Origin of the sequence: Halioxenophilus sp. WMMB6 (genome assembly GCF_033283405.1) — a bacterium.
GTDB lineage: Bacteria > Pseudomonadota > Gammaproteobacteria > Pseudomonadales > Cellvibrionaceae > Halioxenophilus.
Genome location: NZ_JAWMQR010000004.1, coordinates 294,167 through 315,616, shown reverse-complemented (window position 1 = coordinate 315,616; position 21,450 = coordinate 294,167). Strand labels below are relative to the sequence as shown.

At 56.9% G+C, this 21,450-nt stretch carries 16 protein-coding genes; 7 read left to right on the top strand and 9 right to left on the bottom strand.

Annotation, left to right across the window (positions count from 1 at the left end):
• Positions 1 to 6: 6 nt before the first annotated feature.
• The 7 genes from SBL51_RS13205 to pilG all read right to left on the bottom strand — a co-directional run bounded on the left by SBL51_RS13205 (position 7) and on the right by pilG (position 13,046).
• Positions 7 to 984 (bottom strand): chemotaxis protein CheB, encoded by a 978-nt coding sequence (locus SBL51_RS13205; RefSeq protein ID WP_317931436.1) that lies wholly within the window; start codon positions 982 to 984, stop codon positions 7 to 9.
• Positions 985 to 991: 7 nt separating this feature from the next.
• A complete protein-coding gene (locus SBL51_RS13200) occupies positions 992 to 8,002 on the bottom strand; it encodes an Hpt domain-containing protein (protein ID WP_317931435.1) in 7,011 nt (2,336 codons plus the stop codon).
• A 30-nt stretch (positions 8,003 to 8,032) separates the two neighbouring features.
• Positions 8,033 to 8,860: a protein-glutamate O-methyltransferase CheR gene (locus tag SBL51_RS13195; RefSeq protein ID WP_317931434.1), complete on the bottom strand. Its 828-nt coding sequence runs from the start codon at positions 8,858 to 8,860 to the stop codon at positions 8,033 to 8,035.
• 46 nt (positions 8,861 to 8,906) lie between these two features.
• The gene (locus SBL51_RS13190; protein ID WP_317931433.1) at positions 8,907 to 11,153 is read right to left on the bottom strand and encodes a methyl-accepting chemotaxis protein; all 2,247 of its coding nucleotides are present in this window, start codon (positions 11,151 to 11,153) and stop codon (positions 8,907 to 8,909) included.
• A 193-nt stretch (positions 11,154 to 11,346) separates the two neighbouring features.
• The gene (locus SBL51_RS13185) at positions 11,347 to 11,898 is read right to left on the bottom strand and encodes a chemotaxis protein CheW (protein ID WP_317931432.1); all 552 of its coding nucleotides are present in this window, start codon (positions 11,896 to 11,898) and stop codon (positions 11,347 to 11,349) included.
• Positions 11,899 to 11,948: 50 nt separating this feature from the next.
• On the bottom strand, positions 11,949 to 12,311 hold the full coding sequence (pilH, locus tag SBL51_RS13180) for a twitching motility response regulator PilH (protein WP_317931431.1): 363 nt from the start codon (positions 12,309 to 12,311) through the stop codon (positions 11,949 to 11,951).
• Positions 12,312 to 12,650: 339 nt separating this feature from the next.
• Complete coding sequence (gene pilG, locus SBL51_RS13175; protein ID WP_317931430.1) at positions 12,651 to 13,046, bottom strand: twitching motility response regulator PilG; 396 nt, start codon at positions 13,044 to 13,046, stop codon at positions 12,651 to 12,653.
• Between the two features lie 343 nt (positions 13,047 to 13,389).
• On the opposite strand from pilG, the gene gshB reads away from it, so the two are divergent.
• The 4 genes from gshB to ruvX all read left to right on the top strand — a co-directional run bounded on the left by gshB (position 13,390) and on the right by ruvX (position 16,476).
• Positions 13,390 to 14,340 (top strand): glutathione synthase, encoded by a 951-nt coding sequence (gene gshB / locus SBL51_RS13170; protein ID WP_317931429.1) that lies wholly within the window; start codon positions 13,390 to 13,392, stop codon positions 14,338 to 14,340.
• Positions 14,341 to 14,508: 168 nt separating this feature from the next.
• Entirely contained in the window at positions 14,509 to 15,378 is an 870-nt protein-coding gene (locus SBL51_RS13165; RefSeq protein WP_317931428.1) for an energy transducer TonB, read from the top strand.
• 70 nt (positions 15,379 to 15,448) lie between these two features.
• The gene (locus SBL51_RS13160) at positions 15,449 to 16,033 is read left to right on the top strand and encodes a YqgE/AlgH family protein (RefSeq protein WP_317931427.1); all 585 of its coding nucleotides are present in this window, start codon (positions 15,449 to 15,451) and stop codon (positions 16,031 to 16,033) included.
• The gene (ruvX, locus tag SBL51_RS13155; RefSeq protein WP_317931425.1) at positions 16,030 to 16,476 is read left to right on the top strand and encodes a Holliday junction resolvase RuvX; all 447 of its coding nucleotides are present in this window, start codon (positions 16,030 to 16,032) and stop codon (positions 16,474 to 16,476) included. Before SBL51_RS13160 ends, ruvX begins: the two co-directional genes overlap by 4 nt.
• Before the next feature lie 24 nt (positions 16,477 to 16,500).
• Here the strand turns inward: ruvX and SBL51_RS13150 are convergent, their stop codons facing one another.
• On the bottom strand, positions 16,501 to 17,643 hold the full coding sequence (locus SBL51_RS13150; RefSeq protein WP_317931424.1) for a PilT/PilU family type 4a pilus ATPase: 1,143 nt from the start codon (positions 17,641 to 17,643) through the stop codon (positions 16,501 to 16,503).
• Positions 17,644 to 17,664: 21 nt separating this feature from the next.
• Positions 17,665 to 18,699, bottom strand: coding sequence for a type IV pilus twitching motility protein PilT (locus SBL51_RS13145; RefSeq protein ID WP_317931423.1), 1,035 nt, complete (start codon positions 18,697 to 18,699; stop codon positions 17,665 to 17,667).
• 130 nt (positions 18,700 to 18,829) lie between these two features.
• On the opposite strand from SBL51_RS13145, the gene SBL51_RS13140 reads away from it, so the two are divergent.
• The 3 genes from SBL51_RS13140 to SBL51_RS13130 all read left to right on the top strand — a co-directional run bounded on the left by SBL51_RS13140 (position 18,830) and on the right by SBL51_RS13130 (position 21,097).
• The gene (locus tag SBL51_RS13140) at positions 18,830 to 19,516 is read left to right on the top strand and encodes a YggS family pyridoxal phosphate-dependent enzyme (protein ID WP_317931422.1); all 687 of its coding nucleotides are present in this window, start codon (positions 18,830 to 18,832) and stop codon (positions 19,514 to 19,516) included.
• 99 nt (positions 19,517 to 19,615) lie between these two features.
• Positions 19,616 to 20,473: a pyrroline-5-carboxylate reductase gene (gene proC / locus SBL51_RS13135; RefSeq protein WP_317931421.1), complete on the top strand. Its 858-nt coding sequence runs from the start codon at positions 19,616 to 19,618 to the stop codon at positions 20,471 to 20,473.
• 24 nt (positions 20,474 to 20,497) lie between these two features.
• Positions 20,498 to 21,097: a YggT family protein gene (locus SBL51_RS13130; RefSeq protein WP_317931420.1), complete on the top strand. Its 600-nt coding sequence runs from the start codon at positions 20,498 to 20,500 to the stop codon at positions 21,095 to 21,097.
• Positions 21,098 to 21,450 lie beyond the last annotated feature (353 nt).

The following is a 21,450-nucleotide window of genomic DNA, read 5'->3' as shown; positions in this document are numbered from 1 at the left end:
TAGCGGCTAGCAGGGATAGAGCGCGGCAAGATGGCTGGCCAGCGCTTCGGGCGTTGCCGTCAGCTCGACCTTACTGCTGGCTAGCACCGCCTCGGGCATGGAGCTTACCACACAGGTGTCGGGCGATTGAACCCACACCCGGCCACCGCGACTGGCGTAGAGCCGCATAGCGGCAGAGCCGTCGCCACCCATGCCGGAAAAGACAATGATGCCGCCGGCGCTGAGTTTGCGGTGACTGAAGTCAACCACCAGCGACTCCAGCGACGGCTGAAATTGGCCGGGCCAGGGCTCTGGCTCAACCAGTAGTACGTCATTATCCAGCAGCGACATGTGCTGTGTGGGGTGGGCAATAACGATATTGCCAGCGCTCAACCGTTGCCCCGATTTCGCCAGGCTCGCCTGAAAGCCGCGCCGGCCATCGAGCATGGTGACCAGGTTTTTTTCGAAGCCGGAGTTGATGTGCTGGCCATAGAGAAAGCCAACCGGTAGGTGTAGCGGCAGGCTGTCGATGAAGGTGCGAACGGCCTCGGGGCAACCGGTGGAACCAATCAACAGCCAGATTGGCTGGTCGGGGTTGGCGGGGCCCAGCGTTACTTCGGCTTCCAGTATCACCAATTTTCGCACCAGGCTGCGGCGCCAATGGTCCTGCTGCTGGGCCTCCTTGGGCAGCGGATCATCCAGGTAGAGGGTGGGCAGTTCACCGACCTGTTCGATGGCGCGCTCCAATTCGGCGGATTCACGGCCGTAGCCATTGAGGTCGACCACCGCTAAAGAGCAGTCGCTCAGGCGCCAGGGGCTGGGTGCCTGCATCTTGGCCAGGCTGGCTTCGGAATAGTTGCTTTTGATCGAGGCGCGCAGGATGGGGTTGGCTTGGCTGGCATCCGGCAGCATGAACACCGGAAAGCCCAACCGATCCAAGCAGTCGTGCAGCGCCATCCGCATGTTCGGATCGGCGCTGACTACGGCTACAACTTGGTAATCCACTCGCTAGCTAAGCCAGACTTTTTGCCGTGTTGGTGAGGGCATTGATGCTCGCCAGCAGTTCATCTTCCTGGTAGGGCTTACCCAGGTAGTTATTGACACCCAACTCGTAGGCGCGTTCACGGTGTTTGGAGCCGGTACGCGAGGTGATCATGATGATCGGCAGATCGCGCAGGTGGCTGCTGGAGCGGACGTTTTTGGCCACTTCAAAGCCATCCATGCGCGGCATTTCGATATCGAGCAACATCACATCGGGCACCACCTCCTGCAGCTGACGCAGGGCATCGATACCATCTTTAGCGGTAACCACGTTGAAGCCCTCCCGTTCCAGGAAGCGGGTGGTTACCTTGCGCACGGTGACCGAGTCGTCGACGATCATAACCGTGCGGATCTTGTCCTCTTCCGGCATCTCCGGCGCTGGTTCCAGTGGCAAGGAGCCGATGGCAAACGACTGTGCCACCAGGCGCCGGACCAGGGCCAATAGGTCGAGAATGACCACCACTGAGCCGTCCCCCATCACCGTGGCGCCGGAGAGGCCGTCAACGGCGGAGAACTGTGGCCCCAAACTCTTCACCACAATCTCGCGGCTGCCAAGCAGGCTGTCGACCTGCAGGGCGACGGAGTACTCCTTAGAGCGCACCAGTAGTACCGGCAGCGGCAGGGCGTGGCCATCGAGCTGCGGACGATAACTTTCGTCGAGCAGCGAGCCCAGGTATTTCACCTGATACTGCTGGCCGGCGTATTCGAAACGGGCGTCCGGGGTGGCGTAGTAGTGTTCCAGCTCGTAGGGGCTGACGCGTACAATACCCTCAATGGTGTTGAGCGGTACCGCGTAGAGATCTTCGCCCATGGCCACCATCAAGGCGCGGTTGACCGACAGCGTGAAGGGCAGACGCATGGCAAACTCGGAGCCGCGCCCGGTGACCGAGTCGATACTGACCGAGCCGCCCATCTGTTTGATCTCGGAGTGCACCACGTCCATACCGACACCGCGACCGGAGATCTGGGTTACCGCCTGGGCGGTGGAGAAGCCGGCGGTCAAAATAAACTGCATGATGTCGTGGTCGGAGAGCTGCGCCTCGGGGCTCATCAGGCCGCGTTTGATCGCCGTCTGTTTAACGCGCTCGATATCGATCCCTTTACCATCGTCGGAGAGGTGCAGGATAACGTCGCCGCCCTCCCGCGCCAGACCCAGGCGGATAACGCCGGTTTCGGCTTTGCCGTTGGCGGTGCGCACATCGGGCATTTCGATACCGTGGTCGATGGCGTTACGCACCATGTGTTCCAGGGGGGCAACCATGCGCTCGAGCATGGTTCTATCCAGTTCACCCTCGACGTTATCGAGCTCCAGGTTGACCCGTTTACCCAGTTCCGCAGAGACCTGGCGCACGATGCGGCGCAGACGCGGTATCAGGCGCGAGAAGGGCACCATGCGCGAACGCATCAGGCCCTCTTGCAGCTCGGTGTTGATGCGCGACTGTTGCAGCAGCAGGGTTTCGGTGTCGCGCGCCTTGTCAGAGAGGGTCGCTTTCAGATCGAGTAAGTCGGAGGCGGACTCCATCAGCGAGCGGGAGAGCTGCTGCAGTTGGGAGTAGCGGTCCATCTCCAATGGGTCGAAATCTTCGTGGGTACCGATCTGCTCCTGGCGGAACAGCACCTGGGCCTCGGTTTCGATATCGAGCCGGCGCAGTTGCTCCTGCAGACGTTCAATGGTGAAGTCCATCTCGTCGATGGTGTGGCCGATTTCGTTGACCTGCTCTTCCATGCGGGCGCGGGAGATGGAGGTCTCACCGGCCAGGTTAACCAGCTCTTCGAGCAGGTCGGCGGAGACCTTGACCGACTCCGCCTGGGCGCCGCGCTGGGCGAGCTGTGCGCCCATCATCGACTGCACCGGTGGCCCGCCTACCCGCTCTGGCCGTTTGATTGGCGTCAGCGGGTGCAGTGGTGCCTCCTGCAGGGTTTTGCGGGGCGCAAAGGGAACTACGTTATCGCTACCCGCGGCGCCTTCGTCGTCGGGGCGGGCGGGGATAAACTCCGCCTCGGGGCTAGGTTCTGTACTGGCCGCCGGCTCTTCGGTGCGCTTGGCCGCTGGTGCCTCGGTGGCGGGTGTTGGCGCAGCCGGTTTCGCCGCGTTGCTGGGCGCCGGGCTTGTGTTGCTGCCCGGCTGGCCGAAGGGGTTGTTCGCCAGCGTCAGGCCGCCGGCGGTCATCAACGCCTGCAGTTGGGGCACGCGCTCGCCCTGCAGGAATTTCTGAACGCATTCACTGCCCATAAAGAGCAGTTCGTAGTAGCTGTTGACCTTGTTGAAGAAGGCTTCGCCCAGCTCACCATGGCCCTCTTTGATGAGGAAGGATTCGAAATCGTGGGCGGCTTCACCCAGGCCGAGGATGCCGGCCAAACGGGCGCTACCCTTGAAGGTGTGCAGTGACCGTTTTAACTGCTCCAGGCAGTCGCTGCGCTCCCACTCGTTGCTCCAGTCGTGAACGGCAACGTCGATCTCCTCAAGCAGCTCGCTCGCCTCTTCGGTAAAGATCTCGACGATCTCCGGATCGATTTCGTCCTCGTCTTCGTCGCTGTCGTCGGCACCAAAGACCGTCGTGGCTGGGGACGAGGGCTGGATGCTGGGTGGATCGCCTGCGGTTGGTGCTGAACGGGTTGGCTCAGGGGCCTGTGATTCGGGGGCTAGTGATTCTGGAATAGTGGCTTCGGCGACTGATTCAGCCGCTGCCAATTCGGAGGTTAACTTGCCCTCATCGGTCAGCCATTCGCTGCTTGCCTGAGACCCGTCGTCGGCGCTGGTGTCACTCGCCATGTCGAGTGCGGGCCAATCGTCCAGGTCGCCAATCAGCGGTTCTTCGAGCAGCGTCTCCTCGATTGAGGGCTCTTCACTCAAGGTTTCATCGAACAGGGTTTCGCCCTGGAGCGATTCGTTGGCGGTCTCCTCGATCAGGGGGGTGTCGATAGAGGCTTTGTCGTACAGCGGCTCGTCGACCAGAATCTCATCGTTGTTGCCGGCGAAGGCGTCGAAGTCAAAGTTTTCAAACTCACTCGCCAGGGACGCGTCGCTCTCCGCGGCCGATGCTTCGGTTGCCTCAGCCTCTTCCTGGCTGGGGCTGTCAAAGGAGGTTTGGTAGCCCGCAGCGGCAAAGTCGCTATCGAAAGAGAACTCTGCCGAAAGCTCTTCGTTCTGGTCAGGGTGCCACTCTTCGTCGCTTGCGCTTAGATCACTATCGCTTGTTTTTAGATCACCATCGCTTACGCTGAGGTCGTTGATGCTGAACTCCAGTTCACCATCTTCTAGGGTCGTCTCTTCGGCGGTGGACTCTTCGACCGGGTTCTCTTCAGGCACACTGTCGAAGAAAGAGCTGCTGTCGAAGGGGAATACCTCATCGTCAGCGCTATCGGCGGCGGGTATTTCGGGGGTGTTGTTGAAGGCGCTGAGGAAGTCGGCGTCTGCTGGCTGGTCGTTATCGTCGACCAGCAGAACATAGTCCTCTCCCGCAGGCGGCGCCTCTGCCAAATTGGCTGGCTCTTCATCAAAACTGAAGCTTGATTCTGTCCCGGTGTTATCGGTTGAGACACTCAGCCACTCGGGTTCAACCTCAAGTTCACTGGCTGTGCTGGCAATGTCGCCGCTCTCCAGTGCGGTGGTTTCTGGCTCAGTTTGGTCGGCGCAGGTATCGAGTAGAAGCTCGATATCGGCGCGCAGTTGCATGGAGAGGCTGGGCAGGTTTTGCCCGGCGGCGACGGAGTCGACCATGTCGAGCAGGGATTCGTGGCTGCGTTGCAAAACGTTAAACAGGCGCTCACTGGTGTTGAGCCGCCCGTCGAGAGTGGCGACGTAGAGTTGCTCCAGAAGAGCGGAAAGTTGCGCCATCTCTGGGTGGTTGGCGTGCGTTGCGCCTTTCTTCAGCAGCTGAACCTCTTGCAGAATCTCCTGCATTTGCGGGATAGAGGCTTCGCTCTGTCGCCATTCGTCGATGAGGATGTCGGCGTCCAGCAGCAGGTTCATCTCCTCGGCCATAAAGATGGAGAGTAGAGCTGGGTCGACTGGACGGTTTTTGCCCTCCTCTTCATCCTGCTGGCGCAAGATGGGCACAATGGTGCGCTCGCGCAGCTCGCTGATGCGTGCCAGGTATTGATCCAGCCGCGGAATGCTGAGCGGCTCCTGGGCGGCGATCTGATCAAGTACCTGGTTGATGTAGAGCACGCCATCTTTAATCAGCTGCAACATATCGTCGTCGAGCATGATCTGGTAGGTGCGCAGCTCTTTAATAAAGTGTTCGAGCGGGGTGGCCAGCTGGGCGATGGGTTGCACATCGGCCATATGGGCGCTGCCTTTCAGGGTGTGCAGGGCGCGCTGCATTGGATCGCTGGGGGTGGAGTAGATGGGCGCGCAGCGGTCCATCTCGTCGATAAATTCTCCAATGGTGGCCAGGTGGCCGCTGGCCTCGCCGCTGAAGATCTCCCACAGGACCAGTTGGCTCTCTTCGTCCTCTTCCGTGCTGGCGACTTCATCGACCGCAAGTTCGGCGGTGGGCAGTTGTTCCTGTGGGATAGCCAGGGCTTCCGGTTCCACGCCGGAGGCGATCTCGTCGGCCCAGGTCATGTATTGGCGGCAGAGCGCCGGTTGAGGATTGGGCTGGCGGTGCTCGAAGGCACTGATCAGGCTGGGTAGCAGTTGCAGCACCCGGTTGATCAACTCCACCTGCAGGTGGCTGGGATCGATGGTCTTATCGATCACCCGGTTGAGCATGTTTTCGATGGTCCAGGCGAGCTCGCCAATATCGTTGGCGCCCACCATGCGGCCACTGCCCTTAAGGGTGTGGAAGGCGCGGCGGAATTCGGTGAGGGCTTCGCCATCTTGCAGATTTTCCACCCAGCGCGGGTAGTACTCATCAATGGTGGCCGAGACCTCTTGCGCCTCTTCGATGAAGATCTCCAGGATCTCATCATCGATCAGATCCTCTTCTTCGTTGGCCGTTTCCGGCTTGACGGGTTCAGCTTCAGGCGCGCTGATATCGGTGGGCTCACTGGCTTCCAGGTTGGCAGCGGGGGCGAGGCTGGCGGCTTCGATTTCGGCTTCCGGCTCTTCCCCAGGGATTGTGTCGAAGTCGAAGGGTTCCTCTTCGGCCGCGAGACTGTTGCCATCTTCGGTGGCATCCGGCCAGCTCAATTCGGCTTCCGCTTCTGCGACAGGCGCCGGCTCATCGATTTCAGTGCTGGCCGCAGTCTCGTTATCGGTATCTGAAGAGACCAAGGTGAGCTCTGGTGCGCTGAGCTCGGATGGTTCGCCGGCGGCGGATTCATTGGCGCCGCTATTGGCGGATTCTTGCGCGGCAGTGCTGGGTTCGATGTTGAGGCCCAGATTGCGGACACTGTCCTCGGCCACGGCCAGCAACATTTCGTCGTTGCTCTGGTGTTCTTTACCGCTTAAGTGCTCGAGATAGTATTCAATACTGGCAATGGCATCGGCCAGGGTATCCAGGCTGCGCCACTCGGGCACCATGCCCTCCTGTAGCAGTTGTTCGTCGATATACTGCGCGCAGGCGCCCAATACCGCGCCGGCGCGGGGTAGGGGAACCATGTCCAGGCCGCCGCGAATCTCGCGCAGCAACTTGGGCACATTGATCAGATGACGGCGATCCCATTGGCTGGCGATGTACTCAATAATGCAGTCTTTAGTCTGTTCCAGGCCGTTGCGCGACTCGGCCAGTACCACCTCTTGGGCGATGTTGATCTGCAGCGCCTTTTGCTGTTCCAAATCGTTGCGCGCCATGGTGACGCCACGGGTGAGTGCATCCAGGCGGCCTTCGATGTCGATCAGGTCGGAGGCGATGTCGAACAGCTGTTGGTCGGTGTATTGGCCGGTGTTGATAATTCCTTCCAGGGCATCCACCTGGGCCAGCATCTGTTTGCGAATATCGCCCACGCCGAGAATCGCCAGGGTGTCGGCCACACGCTGGGCGACGGGTAAGGTCTCTTTCAGGTGGTCGAGGGTGGTGTCGGAAGAGAGGCAGTCGTCCAGGTTCAGCTTGATGGAGCGCAGCTCTTCTTTCAGGGCCAACACCACCGAGCGGATCGCTTCGGGATCGTGACCGAGCGGTAGATCGCTGCCATCGTCTTCGCCAAGCAGGTTGGAGTCCAGCTTGTATTTTTCACGAATGCGGGTAACGAAACGACCGCGGCTGGAGGCGATGGCAACGTAAAAGAGCAGATTGCGCAGGAGTTCCTGATCACAGGGGGCGTCCAAGCCTTTGGTGCCGTTGCGCAGTAACAGTTTTAGCTGGCGGTTGAGTTGACGCAGCAGCAGCTTAACCGCGGCGCTCAGCTCCAGCCCTTTTTCCGCCAGGGCTTCGATCAGCGCCAGGCTGATCTCCCACAGGGATTGGTTGAGGGTGCCGGAGGTTAACTTGTACTGTCGGGACAGTACCTTGTGCAAGTAGTGGATGTTTTCATTGGGTTTAACGCCGCGAATCAGGGCGGCGGCGGCAAACTGATACATCTGTTGCAGCTTCTGCTGCACGGCCAGGTACTGGCTCTGGTTCTGGTTGGCCTCAATGCGTGGCGAGGTGACGGTTTGCGCCGGGCGCATATCCGGGTTGAACAGCCGCGATTCCGACAGCAGGCTGTCACCGCGCACGGAGCGGAGGTCATTCAACAGGGGTAGCAAAACAGCGGGCTGGTCGCGGCGCTGGGTTTTGATGCGATCGAGGTATACCGGCAGTTGCAGAATACCGCGCATCAGAGCGTCCTGGGCCTCTACAACAAACTGCACGCGTTCATCACACAGTGCCTGGGCCAAGTGTTCGAGCTCTTCGGCCAACAGCGCTGCGCCATAAAACTCCACCATCTGCAGTGAGCCGTGCACCTGGTGAATATGCGCCAGGCAGAAACGGATTTTGGAGTTGTCATTAGGGTCGTTAGCCCAAGACTCCAGAGCATCCCGTGCGTGGGCCAGGGTCTCGTCGATCTCTTGAGTAACCCAGTCTAATGCAGCAAAGTTTCTGTTTTCTGCCATCGCAGAGTTGTTCCTTTATGGTTGTTCAGCTCAATCGGCAACGCTGGACGATTGCAGAAGTTGGTAGGCCTGCGCTCCGCCTAGGGCATAGGGTGCCAGCCGGGGGTGTTGCCAACCCGGCATCTCACCCGAGCCGATAATCAACAGGCCGCCGGGTTTAAGGCGGCTGGCTAGTTGATTGAGCAACTCCCGTCGCCGCCAGCGACGGAAGTAGATAAGTACATTCAGGCACACGATCACATCCATCGGCATGTTGGCAATGCGGTTGAGCTCGCACAAATTGCCGCGCACAAAAGTAACCCGGTTGGCGATCGGGTTCTTAACCGCGAGTTGACCACTGCTTCTGTCAAAATAACGTGATAACTCACTGGGGTTAACCAGGGCCGCGCGCGCTGGGTGGTAGCGCCGGCTGCGGGCGATGTTAAGCGCGTCATTGCTGATATCGAGGCCGGTGACAGAGAAGTAGTGGTTGGCGGGCGCCAGGTTATAGCTGTCGCTCAGTACCGCCGCCAGGCTGTAGGCCTCTTCACCGCTGGCACAACCCAGGCTCCAGACGTCGAAATTTCTTCCGAGGGTGTTGTCCTGAATACGCTGGTTGACCAAGCGTTGCACACCTTGGAGCACTTCCCTATTGCGGAAGAAGTGAGTCTCTTTCACCAGCAAGCGATCGAGCAGGGCTTGCCACTCCGGCGGGTGATTACAGACCCAGGCGTAGTAGCCGTCGACGTCCTGCAGGCCCAGCTCGCGCATGCGCAGAGAGATTTGGGTAGGCAGATGGCTGGCTTGCAGCTTGCCTAGTTGTACTCCCGTCTCGCGCTCGAGTTTGTTAGCCCACAGTTGGATGTGCTCTTCTTGCATCTCCGCCTGTGTTCGTGCCGACCAAGTCATGGACTAAAAGCGGCAGTTATACTGCGGCGCCGGTTTTGTGGCCGCTTTTGCTACTGACAAAATCGTCCTCATCGTCAGAGCCAAAGTGGAGCTCAGTGTCGAATTCGTCACCGGATTCCAGATCGACGGTGTCATCCAGGGTGGCAACGGCGCTCTCGTCGAAATCGTCTCCGCCGAGGTCGTCACCGAGGCCGGCCAGGGCATCGCCATCCAGCGCGCTGTGCGTGCCGGTTGGGCTGCCTGCCATGGCGGATTCCGGCAGAGTGAAGCCGGCAACGGATTCACGCAGCTCCACCGCCATAGAGGCCAGGTTTCCAATACTGGCCGCCGTGGTGCTGGTACCGGAGGCGGTCTGGGAGGTAATTTCCTGAATAACGTTCATCGTGTTGGAGATGTGGCCCGCAGAGGAGGCCTGCTGACGGGCGGCGTTGGAGATGTTCTGGATCAGGTCCGCCAGGGTGGTGGATACGTTTTCAATCTCTTCCAGTGCCACACCCGCATCCTGTGCCAGGCGTGCTCCGCGTACCACCTCGGCGGTGGTCTGTTCCATCGAGATAACCGCTTCGTTGGTATCGTTCTGAATGGTTTTTACCAGGGCTTCAATCTGTTTGGTGGCCGCAGCGGAACGTTCCGCAAGGCGCTGTACCTCGTCCGCTACCACCGCGAAGCCTCGACCCGCGTCACCAGCCATAGAGGCCTGGATCGCGGCGTTAAGTGCCAGAATGTTGGTTTGGTCGGCAATGTCGTTAATCAACGATACGATGTCTCCAATCTCTTGGGACGATTCACCCAGTCGTTTAATCCGCTTGGAGGTGTCTTGAATCTGCTCACGAATGGTATCCATACCGTGGATGGTGTTCTGTACCACCTTGGCGCCGTTGTTGGCGATTGATACCGCTCGTTCCGCAACCGATGCTGATTCCGCGGCGTTGGCAGATACCTGGTCAATGGTGACCGCCATTTCGTTTACAGCGGCAGAGGCTCCGGCAATCTCCTGGGCCTGGTGCTCGGCAGCCTCGGCCAGGTGCAGTGCAGTCTGCTGGGTCTCTTGCGATGACGCGGCAACCCCGGCAGAGGTTTCGTTAATGCGCGATACCAGTACCCGCAGCTGGTCGATGGTGTAGTTGATGGAGTCCGCGATGGCGCCGGTGAAGTCCTCGGTTACCGTGGCTGTGGTGGTCAAGTCACCATCCGCCAAGTCGGCCAGTTCGTCCAGCAGTCGTAAAATCGCGTTTTGGTTTCGTTCGTTGGTTTCCGCAGTGACCTGCAGACGACGCCGGGTGGCAGTTAGTAACTGGGCGGCAATCAGGATTAATACCAGGGCGGCCAAGCCTGCCAGAACGCCGACAGTGAGTGGGTTGAAGGCGCGCGTGCTACCCAGGTTGCCGATGTCGGAGGAGAGGGCCGTCAGGGCTTCCAGAAGTTTGGGCGAGTCATCAAGAATGGCTTCAGAGGCCTGCCGGGCGCTGAACAGTGCCGGTGACGCTTCGAAGATTTCACGTACGGAGGAGTTCACGAATTCAAACAGGCTGCTGATCTCACCCAAGCTGGCCACTGCGTCGCGGTCGGTGATTTTGGAGATGCCCATGGGCGCGTCACCATTGCGCATGCCCTGCAGTACCTTACCGAACAAGTTGGCGTCGAGGTTGAACTGGTCGGCAGCTTCAGTGGCATCGCCGCCACCGCGCAGCATTTTGTCGACGTTTCGACCGATACGTTCCGCCCGCCAGGACTGCATTTGCGCCACTGAGATCTGCTCGCCGGGAGAGTTGTTTTCCAACAGAATCTCAACGATGTTGTTGTGTTCTGCCTGGAGCTCGGGGAGTGTTTGGTTCAGGGTGTTGGCTACGTCGTTCAGGAAGAGAATGGTGTCTTCGTTGGTAACAATGATGTTGGCGTTGTCGCGGATTCGATTCCAGATTCGCTCGTAGTTGGCGTAGTTCTGGCGAAGCGATTGATCGGTCCAATCGCCAGCGGCAAGTCGATCCCGTGCCAGTCCCATGCTGGTAATTACCTGTGCCAGTTGCGCGAACGCGGCTTCCTCACCGGAGGTCGCTTCACGGGCCAAGGAGGTTAAACGATAGGACTGCGCCCTAAGTTCCGCCACACTTTGCAGGTGTTGTTGGTCTTTTTGACCTTCCAGGTTCATAAATACCAACCCGTAGGTGATGAACCCCAACAGTAGAACCAAGGCGGTGATCAATCCAGCCATCACTGGGTTGGATTTGATTGACGCCATTATGTTACTGGAGTCTGTCTTCATACTGAGCTCTCCCGAACGACCATAAGTCTCTTGTAAATCTTTGAATTCCCTTGTTCGCGCTCGTCTTCAAGGCGCTGTCGCTGCTTTCCCTGTAAAACGACCAATATCCTGTGCAAACTTTCTACATACTCAAACTATTAGCACCTTTTTGGCGAAGTTGCCTTGCCAGGTGCGCAATCAGTGTTATCCGCAATCAGCCGGCGAGCTGTGATTTGGCTGCTGACATAAACTGGGGGCTTTCGGCCAGGTTAACCATACTGAAGATATGCCAGGTGATGTCGCCCTGTGGGTAGTTGCCCAGTAGATAAGGCAATAACTGGGCATCTTCGGCCGTGTTATCCGGGTTGTAGGTTTCGGTAAGGAAATGCTGCATACCAAAAGCCTGGTCAACCAGCAGCCCGCAGTAGAGCTCCTGGTTTTCGATGATCAAAATTCGCTGTTGCTTGTGGGGTGTGGTGAGCCGGTGGCCAAGGTACATGGCCAGGTCGATGACCGGCAGCAGCCGGCCACGGACGTTGGCAACCCCTCTTACCCAGTGTTTGACGCCCGGCAGCCGGGTGTAGCTGGGTACTTCCAATAATTCCGACACCTGGCCCAGAGGCACAACAAAACGCTGCCCTATAAGGCCGAAACCGATGCCGCTCCACTCTTGTTTGGTCTGCTCGCTGGCCGGCAGCCCTTTGGCTACCGTGCGGCTGCGATTAGCGAGATTGAGGAGAGCCTGAAAGGCGTTTGATTGATCCATTCGATACTCGGTGATCGGTATTCCTAATTGATTGGGCGAGGTATTGCCAACTAGTTCATGGCGTCGCTGATGGCATCCAGCAGCTGCTTCTCACCGATTGGCTTGGTCAAATAGGCTTTGGCACCCTGACGCAAGCCCCACACGCGATCGGTCTCTTGATCTTTGGTGGTGACGATGATGACCGGTATATGGGCGGTCTGGCTGCCTTTGCTCAGCTGACGGGTGGCCTGAAAACCGTTCAGGCCGGGCATTACGATGTCCATGAGGACCACATCCGGATTGGATTGCTTGGCCTCGGCAACTCCGGCTTCGCCGGTGCTGGCGGTGAGCACCGAATAACCGTTTTTCTCTAACATGCTGGTAAGCTTGTGAGTCTCTGTGGGTGAATCATCTACGATAAGAACTGTAGCCATACGCTGTCCTGCTATATTGTGTTTGTCTAATATTTGTAGGCGGCAGAGACCGACCCTTATTACTGTTTAGCGCAAAAACCTGATATTGGTAGAGGTTTATCGGCGATTTGTTAACTGGTATTGAGTTTAGAACGTAACTAGCCGATGCGGTAATTTTCTCAGCCAGGAAATGGATTAATAGCTGAGTTTTCGCTTGTGGAGTGCTGATTAGCGGCGCCCCTGGGGGCCTGCATGCAACTTCCTGCAATCTGTCTAGACGCTTGAACCAATTTCTCTTCCCTGATGTTACCTACTCCTAAGTATGGGTCAAAATGACAAATTTTGAAGCTGGTTGGGTGATCAGGATGCTCGAGCCGGCCGAACATGGGCTTCAATGGCGCCAAGCAGTTCGCTTTTACTAAAGGGTTTGGTCAGGTATTGGTCTGAGCCGACAATGCGGCCTTTGGCTTTGTCGAACAGTCCGTCCTTACTGGAGAGCATAATGACGGGGGTGGATTTGAATTCGCTGTTATTTTTGATTAGGGCGCAGGTCTGGTAGCCGTCTAAGCGGGGCATCATGATGTCGACAAAGATGATGTCTGGTCTGCTGTCGGCGATTTTGGCCAGCGCATCGAATCCATCGGTGGCGGTGACGACAGTACACCCAGCTTTCTGTAAGAGCGTTTCCGCAGTACGACGAATGGTTTTACTATCGTCGATTACCATTACTTTTAGACTTTCCAGTTTTACATCCATAGCGTGGCCCGGTTGGTTAATTTGCGCTTGTCTGCCCAAACTATTCGTAATTGCAGCATAACTCGCGGTACTTATCTTTGAGTTTCTTTGGGTTGTTGGTCTTTAGGGCTGTTTGGGCAACAGGGTTGCCTCAGTTGTTCCCCGACCGACGCACTGGAGACCGTGATATGACAGTGCGTTGGTTTTTACCACAGTTGTGAGGTTTTATCTATAAAACAACATTATAAGACATTATTCGGTTATGCTTGGCTTTTGTTGTGATCCAAGCTATCTGAACTTTGTTCTTGGTCACATAACACCTTTATAGACACATTGATTGATTCTGTCGGCGAGCAGTAACCCTATGAATATGACCCTTGGTGTGGTGATGGATCCTATTGAGTCCATCAGTTACAAAAAAGATACAACGTTAGCATTAATGTTAGCGGCCCAAACGCGCGGTTGGCAAATTGAGTACATGCTGCAGAGTGACCTGTTTTTAGAGCAGGGCTCGGCTCGGGCTATCGCCCGTCCTATTCGCGTTTTTGCTGATCCTGACCATTGGTTTGAGCTGGGCGAGGCGCGCGAAATTGATCTTGGGTCACTCAATGCCATCCTGATGCGCAAGGATCCCCCTTTCGATAACGAGTATATATATAGCACTTATATTCTCGAAGCGGCGGAGCGGGCTGGAGCGCTGGTGGTCAACAAGCCCAACGCACTACGTGACTGCAACGAGAAAATATTTGCCACTCAGTTCCCACAATGCTGCCCGCCAGTGTTGGTGAGCAAAAATTTCCAGCTGTTGCGTCGTTTCCATCAAACCCATGGCGACGTCATCTTCAAACCGTTGGATGGCATGGGTGGCAGCGGAATATTTCGTGCCCTGCCCAACGATGTCAACCTGGGCGTTATTCTTGAAACCTTAACCTGTCATCAAACGCAGCAAATAATGGCGCAAAAATATATTCCCGAGATTGTCGATGGGGATAAGCGAATTCTGGTGGTTAATGGCGAGGCTGTCCCCTATTGCCTGGCCCGTGTTCCGGCTGTGGGCGAGACGCGAGGTAATCTCGCCGCAGGTGGTACAGGCAGGCCCCAGCCCTTGACTGATCGCGATCGCTGGATCGTTGAACAGGTGGCACCCACACTGGTAGCCAAGGGGTTGATGTTTGTCGGCTTGGATGTGATTGGCGACTATCTGACCGAGATTAATGTCACCAGCCCCACCTGTGTGCGGGAGATCGATGCCAAATACGATACCCGTATTGGTGAACGACTGATGCTTGCCATAGAAGCGCGTCTGGCAGGTTAGCCTCTCGGAACCATCTTTTAATTGATCTGCTGTTAAATGCTAATGCGATGTCGATCACTGCAGCTGCCGGGCGTCTGTTTGCTAAACTTGGCAACGGGCGCTGGCCAAAGAGTGGCTTGCAGGTAACTAAATGAGCGTCGATGTTGGATCGCATGGTTTTTTTTAAATATGTCTAGTGCCATAGAGTTGCCAAGCGGTGAGCGTTTGGGCTTTACCTTGTTTGTCGCGTTGCTGGTGCACGCCCTCATTCTGTTTGGTGTCTCTTTTAAGCTCACAATCAATAAACAAACCAGCCCCACGCTGGAAATCACCCTGGCGACCCATAAATCCAGTGAGGCCCCTGACGAGGCTGACTTTCTTGCCCAGTTTGATCAGCAGGGCAGTGGTACAGCGGATGAGGCCAAACAGATCACCACTGAGCAGGTGGCGGAGTTTGCCGATACCGAAATCCAAGAGGTGCGCGAAGCTCAACTGGCCCGAACGCAACAGGAGCGGCCGGAGGATAAGGTGGTCACAACAGTCTCCAAGTCGCGCAGTCTGACCAGTACTGATCCCAGTCAGGAGCGTCAGGAGGAGGTGGCCATCGCTGGTGATGGCGATAACACTGTGCCGGTGAGTGAGCAGATTGCCAGTCTCAAGGCTCGCCTCGATGAGCAGCGCGAAGCCTATGCCAAGAAGCCCCGGGTGCGGCGTCTGACCTCGGTGGCAGCCAAAGCCTCGGTAGAGGCGTCTTACCTCTACCAATGGAGTCAAAAGGTGGAGTTTGTGGGTAACCGCAACTTTCCACAGGAGGCGTTGGCCGAGGGTATTCGCGGAAATTTGCGCCTGCTGGCGGTGGTGGATCGGGATGGCACCCTGCTTTCAGCGGAGATTTTGCAGTCTTCCGGGTACCGGGTGCTGGACGATGCCGCTATTCAGATTGTGCACCTGTCGTCGCCCTTTCCGCCGTTTCCAAAGGAGATTCGCGAGACGGCCGATCGTTTGGAGATTATTCGTACCTGGAGTTTCGAGATTACAGGTCTATCGACAGGTTCGTGATATAACCATTTATTAGAGGCGGCTGCATTAGGCAGCTTGTTTTCCCGCAACGAGCCTCCATAATGAAGTTATGAACACTACATTCTCCGAAACAGACTTAAAAAGCGGCAGCTTAGCGAATCACTTCCTGATTGCGATGCCCGGCCTAGTCGATCCCAATTTCAGCCATACCATCACCTATATCTGCGAGCACAGTGCGGAAGGGGCGATGGGTTTGGTGATCAACCATGCGCTGCCCATGCAGTTTGAAGAGGTGCTGGAGCAGATGGGTATCGAAGACCACGCCAATGTCGGTGGCAAGGAGATTCTCTCTGGCGGACCGGTGCAGTTGGGGCGTGGTTTTGTCCTGCACACCAGTGATAAGCAGTGGCCCTCAACTATGCGCATTGCTGACGATGTCTTTCTGACCGCATCGCGGGATATTCTCGAAGACATTGCCAATAACTGTGGCCCAGACCGCAGCTTGGTTATTCTGGGTTACGCCGGTTGGGAGGCGGGTCAACTTGAGCGTGAGATCGCCGAAAACGCCTGGCTCACCGTGCCGGCTGATAGCCGCATTTTGTTCGATACCGATACCCCTCAGCGTTGGCAGGCGGCTTCCGACTGCGTTGGCGTAGACCTTAACTTGATCTCCTCCTGTGCCGGCCACGCATGACCGGCACGCTTCTGTGCTTCGACTTTGGCAGTAAAAATATCGGTGTCGCCGTTGGTCAGCGATCCCTCCGCAGCGCCAGTGAGCTAAAATCGATTCCCGCCCGCGATGGTGTTCCCAATTGGGAGCAGGTCGGCGCGTTGTTGCGCGAATGGCAACCCGAGTTGTTGTTGGTGGGGCTGCCACTAAATATGGATGGCAGTGAGAGTGAAATCGCCGGTCGTGCCAAAAAGTTTGGCAATCGTCTGCACGGTCGGTTTGGCTTGCCGGTAACACTGGTGGATGAGCGTCTCTCCACGCGGGAGGCGAAGCTGGAGGCGCGAGATCGCGGCCATCGCGGCGACTACGGTAAAAATCCGATCGATTCCATCGCTGCGCGACTGATTCTAGAGAGCTGGTACGAGCGGGATGAGGCCAGTCAGATTCCTAACGGCGAACCCGGCTGACAGCCGGGTTTGCTTATTTCTCTATCAGAACAGCCGCGAACGGTCGTTCTCTTCGGCCTGAATTGAGAGTTCACTGGCGGCATTGCCCAGATACTCGGCATCCGTCTCGGATGCCAATTTGATCATCAGGCGCAGGTCGTTAGGTGAGTCGGCGTGCAGCAGGGCATCTTCATAGGTAATTTCCCCACGGTCATAGAGCTCGTAGAGCGCCTGATCGAAGGTTTGCATACCCAGTTCGTTGGATTTTTTCATCAACTCTTTCAGCTCCGATACTTCGCCTTTGCGAATCATGTCGGAAGCCAGTGGTGAGTTGAGCAGCACCTCCAAACAGGCGCGTCGGCCCTTGCCGTCCGGCGTTGGGATCAACTGCTGGGCAACAATGGCTTTCAGATTGAGCGACAGATCCATCCACAGCTGATTGTGCCGGTCGGCTGGAAAGAAGTGGATGATGCGGTCGAGGGCCTGGTTGGCGTTGTTGGCGTGTAGGGTACACAGGCAGAGGTGGCCGGTTTCGGCGAAGGCGATGGCGTGTTCCATGGTCTCACGGGTACGTACTTCGCCGATGAGGATAACGTCCGGTGCCTGCCGCAATGTGTTCTTCAGTGCCACCTCAAAGGATTCGGTGTCGAGCCCCACTTCGCGCTGAGTGACGATGCAGCCCTGGTGCTGGTGGATAAATTCGATCGGGTCCTCAATGGAGATGATATGGCCCTTCGAGTTGCGGTTGCGGTGGCCGATCATCGCCGCCAGTGAAGTTGATTTACCGGTGCCGGTGGCGCCCACGAAGATGATCAGGCCGCGTTTGGTCATGGCCAGCTCTTTGACGATATCGGGCAGGCCCAGATCATCAATACGCGGAATATTGGTTTCAATGCGCCGCAGCACCATGCCCGCCAGGTTGCGCTGATAAAAAGCCGAGCAGCGGAAGCGGCCAATGCCGCGGGCACTGATGGCGAAGTTGAGCTCTTTCTTATCCAGAAACTCCAAGCGCTGCTTTTCATTCATCACACTCAATACCAACTCGCGGGTCTTTTCCGGCGACAGCGGGGTGGTGGTGACGGGGGCGACCTTGCCGTGCAGTTTTACGGAGGGGGGCACCCCGGCGGTGATAAACAGGTCCGAGGCACCCTTCTCAACCATTAACGTCAACAGGCGATCAAACTCCATGGTGGAACTCCAGGGTAAAAATTAAAAGTTGTCGGGTGATTTGGCTTTCTCGCGCGCCACTTCGCGGGTAACAACCCGTCTGGCCACAAGATCCTGCAGGCACTGGTCCATGGTCTGCATCCCCACTGCGCCACCGGTCTGAATGGCTGAGTACATTTGCGCCACTTTATCCTCACGAATCAGGTTTCGAATGGCGGGCGTGCCACGCATGATTTCGTGAGCCGCCACCCGGCCGCCGCCCGACTTCTTGAGCAGAGTTTGGGAGATTACCGCCTGCAGCGATTCGGAGAGCATGGAGCGCACCATGGCTTTCTCGTTGGCGGGGAACACGTCCACCACCCGGTCGATGGTTTTGGCGGCGGAGGTGGTGTGCAGGGTGCCGAACACCAAGTGGCCGGTTTCGGCGGCGGTCAACGCCAGTCGGATGGTCTCCAGGTCTCGCATCTCACCCACCAGAATAATATCCGGGTCTTCCCGCAGAGCTGAACGCAGCGCTTCGGCGAAGCCGTGGGTGTCGCGATGGACTTCCCGCTGGTTCACCAGGCACTTTTTGGATTCGTGCACGAATTCGATTGGGTCTTCGATGGTGAGAATGTGTTCGTATTTGTTGTTGTTGATGTAGTCGACCATGGCGGCCAGGCTGGTGGATTTACCGGAACCGGTAGGGCCGGTAACCAGAACCAGGCCGCGCGGGGTGAGGGAGATATCCCGGAACACCTGGCCCATGCCCAACTCTTCCAGGGTCAATACCTTGGAGGGAATGGTTCGAAACACCGCGCCGGCGCCACGGTTCTGGTTAAAGGCGTTAACCCGGAAGCGAGCCACACCGGGCACTTCAAACGAGAAGTCGGTTTCCAGAAACTCTTCGTAATCCTTGCGCTGGCGGTCATTCATAATGTCGTAGATCAAACCGTGCACCTGCTTGTGCTCCAGCGGCGGCAGGTTGATTCGGCGCACGTCACCATCGACGCGAATCATGGGCGGCAGACCCGCCGAGAGGTGTAAGTCGGAGGCGCCTTGCTTCGCACTAAAGGCCAGTAATTCCGTGATGTCCATAGTTAACCTTATTGATCTAATCGAAATTGGCAGGCCATAAGGCAGGCTCTCTGTGCCGTGCTGCCGGTACTCATTTCAAACTCCTGAGTGTTAAACTTTAGCACCCGATCACCAGGGCCGCCGAAAGTTTATGTCCAAGCTCGCCGACAACCTAACTCAAGTCCAAGCCAGAATCACTGCTGCCTGTCAGCAATACCATAAAACCGCCCCTCTTCTGTTGGCCGTTTCCAAAACCCGCTCTGCGGCGGAGATTCGGGCGCTCTATGCCTTGGGGATTCGCCACTTTGGGGAGAATTATCTGCAGGAGGCGCTCGATAAACAGCAGGAACTGACCGATTTAGCCATAGTGTGGCACTTTATTGGACCTATCCAGTCGAACAAAACCCGCGCCATTGCCGAAAATTTTGACTGGATTCACAGTGTCGACAGAGAAAAGGTGGCTACCCGGCTCAGCGTGGCTGTGCCCAGTGGCAAGAGCTTGAATGTCTGCGTGCAGGTGAATATCGATCACTCGCCGACCAAATCCGGGCTATTGCCCGAGCAGCTCACCCCATTTTTAGCGGAGTGTCTAGCGCTCCCACAGCTATCCATTCGCGGCTTGATGGCAATACCGGACCCAGGTGAAGGCAACGCCCAGGGGCAGGCTTTTCAGGCGTTGGCGAAGTGCCTGCAGCAGGCCCAGCAGAGTTTTCCCGGGGCGCCCCTGGATACTTTGTCGATGGGCATGTCTGGTGATCTGGAGCTGGCAATTGCTGCCGGCAGCACTATTGTGCGGGTCGGTACCGATATCTTTGGTGCTCGCGCCAATAAAACGTAAACTGCGCGCCTGTAAAAACGAATGGCTGGTGGCTTATATACTGTCGTCGGCCCTGCTCAATCACTTTGTGCTTAATTACTTAATAAGAGAGAGTTAACTGTGACCGGATCTGAACCTCAACCTGCTCAAGCCAGTGCCGCCATCGCCTTTGTTGGGGCGGGAAACATGGCTGCCGCGATTATTGGTGGGTTGATTCAAAACGGCTATTGCGCCAGTAACATTATCGCGTCTGACCCAAACCAGGCTCAGCTGGAGCAGCTACATGAAAAATTTGCCATCACCACTGAGGCCGACAATCTAAAAGCGGTGGCGAAGGCCGATGTAGTGCTACTGGCAGTCAAACCGCAGGTACTGGGTAGCGTCGCTAAGGCGCTGGCGCCGGCGCTCACTCACCAACCGCTGATTATCTCCATCGCCGCTGGTATCCCCATAGCCAGTTTGGCGGCCTGGCTCGGCGATTCTCAAGCTCTGGTGCGCTGTATGCCCAACACCCCGGCGCTGGTGGGTGTCGGTGCCAGCGGCCTGTACGCCAATGCCTATACCAACCCGGCGCAACGGGCGTTGGCTGAGCAGATCCTCGCCGCGGTCGGTGTGGTGGCGTGGCTGGATGAGGAGTCGCAGATTGACGCCGTCACTGCGGTTTCAGGTAGTGGCCCGGCCTACTTCTTCTATGTAATGGAGGCGATGATTGAGGAGGGGGTGCGCCAGGGGCTGTCGGCCGACCTGGCCCGCCAACTGACCATTGAAACGGCACTGGGTGCCGCCACCTTGGCTAAGGCGAGCGATGAGGCCCCCGCTGAGTTGCGTCGCCGGGTGACCTCTCCCGGAGGCACCACTGAGCAGGCCATCCGCCGCTTCGATGAAGCCGGCTTGCCCGCTATTTTTGCCGAGGCTATGGTCGCCTGCGCCGAACGTTCGGTAACCCTGGCCGAAGAACTTGGTAATACCGATCAATAATACACACGGAGTGACAACTACCCCATGCATGCTTTAGCTCAGATAGCGACCCTCCTCATTCAGACATTGGCCTCGCTCTTCCTTTTTTTTGTAGTGCTGCGTTTTTTGTTGCAGTTGGCGCGAGCCGATATTTACAACCCGCTCTCCAAGGCGGTAGTAAAGATCACCAGCCCGCTGTTGATTCCGCTGCGTAAAGTGGTGCCCGGTTTCTTCGGGATTGATCTGGCTTCCGTCGTGTTGGCGCTGTTGGTGGGCCTGGTGGCGATTGAGCTGAATCTGCTGGTGGTGGGCGCGGCGCCGGTGAATCCGCTGAGGGCGTTGGGCTGGGCGGCAATTGGTGTTGTTTACCTGACCAGCTACATGATTTTCGCCGGTCTGATTATCACGGTTATCGTCAGCTGGGTGGCGCCCCATAGTCGGCATCCGTTTTTAATATTGCTCTACCAGCTGATGGCGCCGATTCAACGTCCTTTCCAGCGCCTGATCCCAGATCTGGGCGGGCTGGATATAACACCGATCTTTATCATTTTGGTGATTAATATCGTTTGGATTGTTCTTGAGAGTTTTGCCCGTGCGCTTGGGCTGAACAGTTTGTATGTGGGGTTTGTCCCAGGGATCGTCTGATATTGTGTTGAGGATTGCGCCAGCGAGGCAGATTTAGAATCTATATTCTAAAAAAACATAAGAAATAACCGGTTCAATTGGCCGTCTCGGCATCCTAATAGTAGCAAAGTGTAATGAATTGAGATTTAATAGCGCTACCTGATTTAAACAGGCTTGTCTACCAACGGCAGCTTGTTTTTAGCGGGAGTAAGTCACGTATTTCAGTACCAGTAAGGATCGTAGGTCTGCCCGGGGAGCCCCGGCTGATCGAGTAATTGTGCTATGGGCCGGGTGGCCTGGGGCAAGAAACTACAATTACAGAAGTACCTATGTAAATGCAGTGTCTGGCCGTAATTACTGAATCAGTCTATAAA

Coding starts and splice junctions, on each gene's coding strand:
- pilG (WP_317931430.1), bottom strand. CDS start 13,046: ATGGATGTAAAACTGGAAAGTCTAAAAGTAATGGTAATCGACGATAGT.
- SBL51_RS13150 (WP_317931424.1), bottom strand. CDS start 17,643: ATGGAGTTTGATCGCCTGTTGACGTTAATGGTTGAGAAGGGTGCCTCG.
- SBL51_RS13185 (WP_317931432.1), bottom strand. CDS start 11,898: ATGGATCAATCAAACGCCTTTCAGGCTCTCCTCAATCTCGCTAATCGC.
- pilH (WP_317931431.1), bottom strand. CDS start 12,311: ATGGCTACAGTTCTTATCGTAGATGATTCACCCACAGAGACTCACAAG.
- SBL51_RS13145 (WP_317931423.1), bottom strand. CDS start 18,699: ATGGACATCACGGAATTACTGGCCTTTAGTGCGAAGCAAGGCGCCTCC.
- SBL51_RS13195 (WP_317931434.1), bottom strand. CDS start 8,860: ATGCAAGAAGAGCACATCCAACTGTGGGCTAACAAACTCGAGCGCGAG.
- SBL51_RS13140 (WP_317931422.1), top strand. CDS start 18,830: ATGTCCAAGCTCGCCGACAACCTAACTCAAGTCCAAGCCAGAATCACT.
- ruvX (WP_317931425.1), top strand. CDS start 16,030: ATGACCGGCACGCTTCTGTGCTTCGACTTTGGCAGTAAAAATATCGGT.
- SBL51_RS13160 (WP_317931427.1), top strand. CDS start 15,449: ATGAACACTACATTCTCCGAAACAGACTTAAAAAGCGGCAGCTTAGCG.
- SBL51_RS13190 (WP_317931433.1), bottom strand. CDS start 11,153: ATGAAGACAGACTCCAGTAACATAATGGCGTCAATCAAATCCAACCCA.
- SBL51_RS13200 (WP_317931435.1), bottom strand. CDS start 8,002: ATGGCAGAAAACAGAAACTTTGCTGCATTAGACTGGGTTACTCAAGAG.
- gshB (WP_317931429.1), top strand. CDS start 13,390: ATGAATATGACCCTTGGTGTGGTGATGGATCCTATTGAGTCCATCAGT.
- SBL51_RS13165 (WP_317931428.1), top strand. CDS start 14,509: ATGTCTAGTGCCATAGAGTTGCCAAGCGGTGAGCGTTTGGGCTTTACC.
- SBL51_RS13130 (WP_317931420.1), top strand. CDS start 20,498: ATGCATGCTTTAGCTCAGATAGCGACCCTCCTCATTCAGACATTGGCC.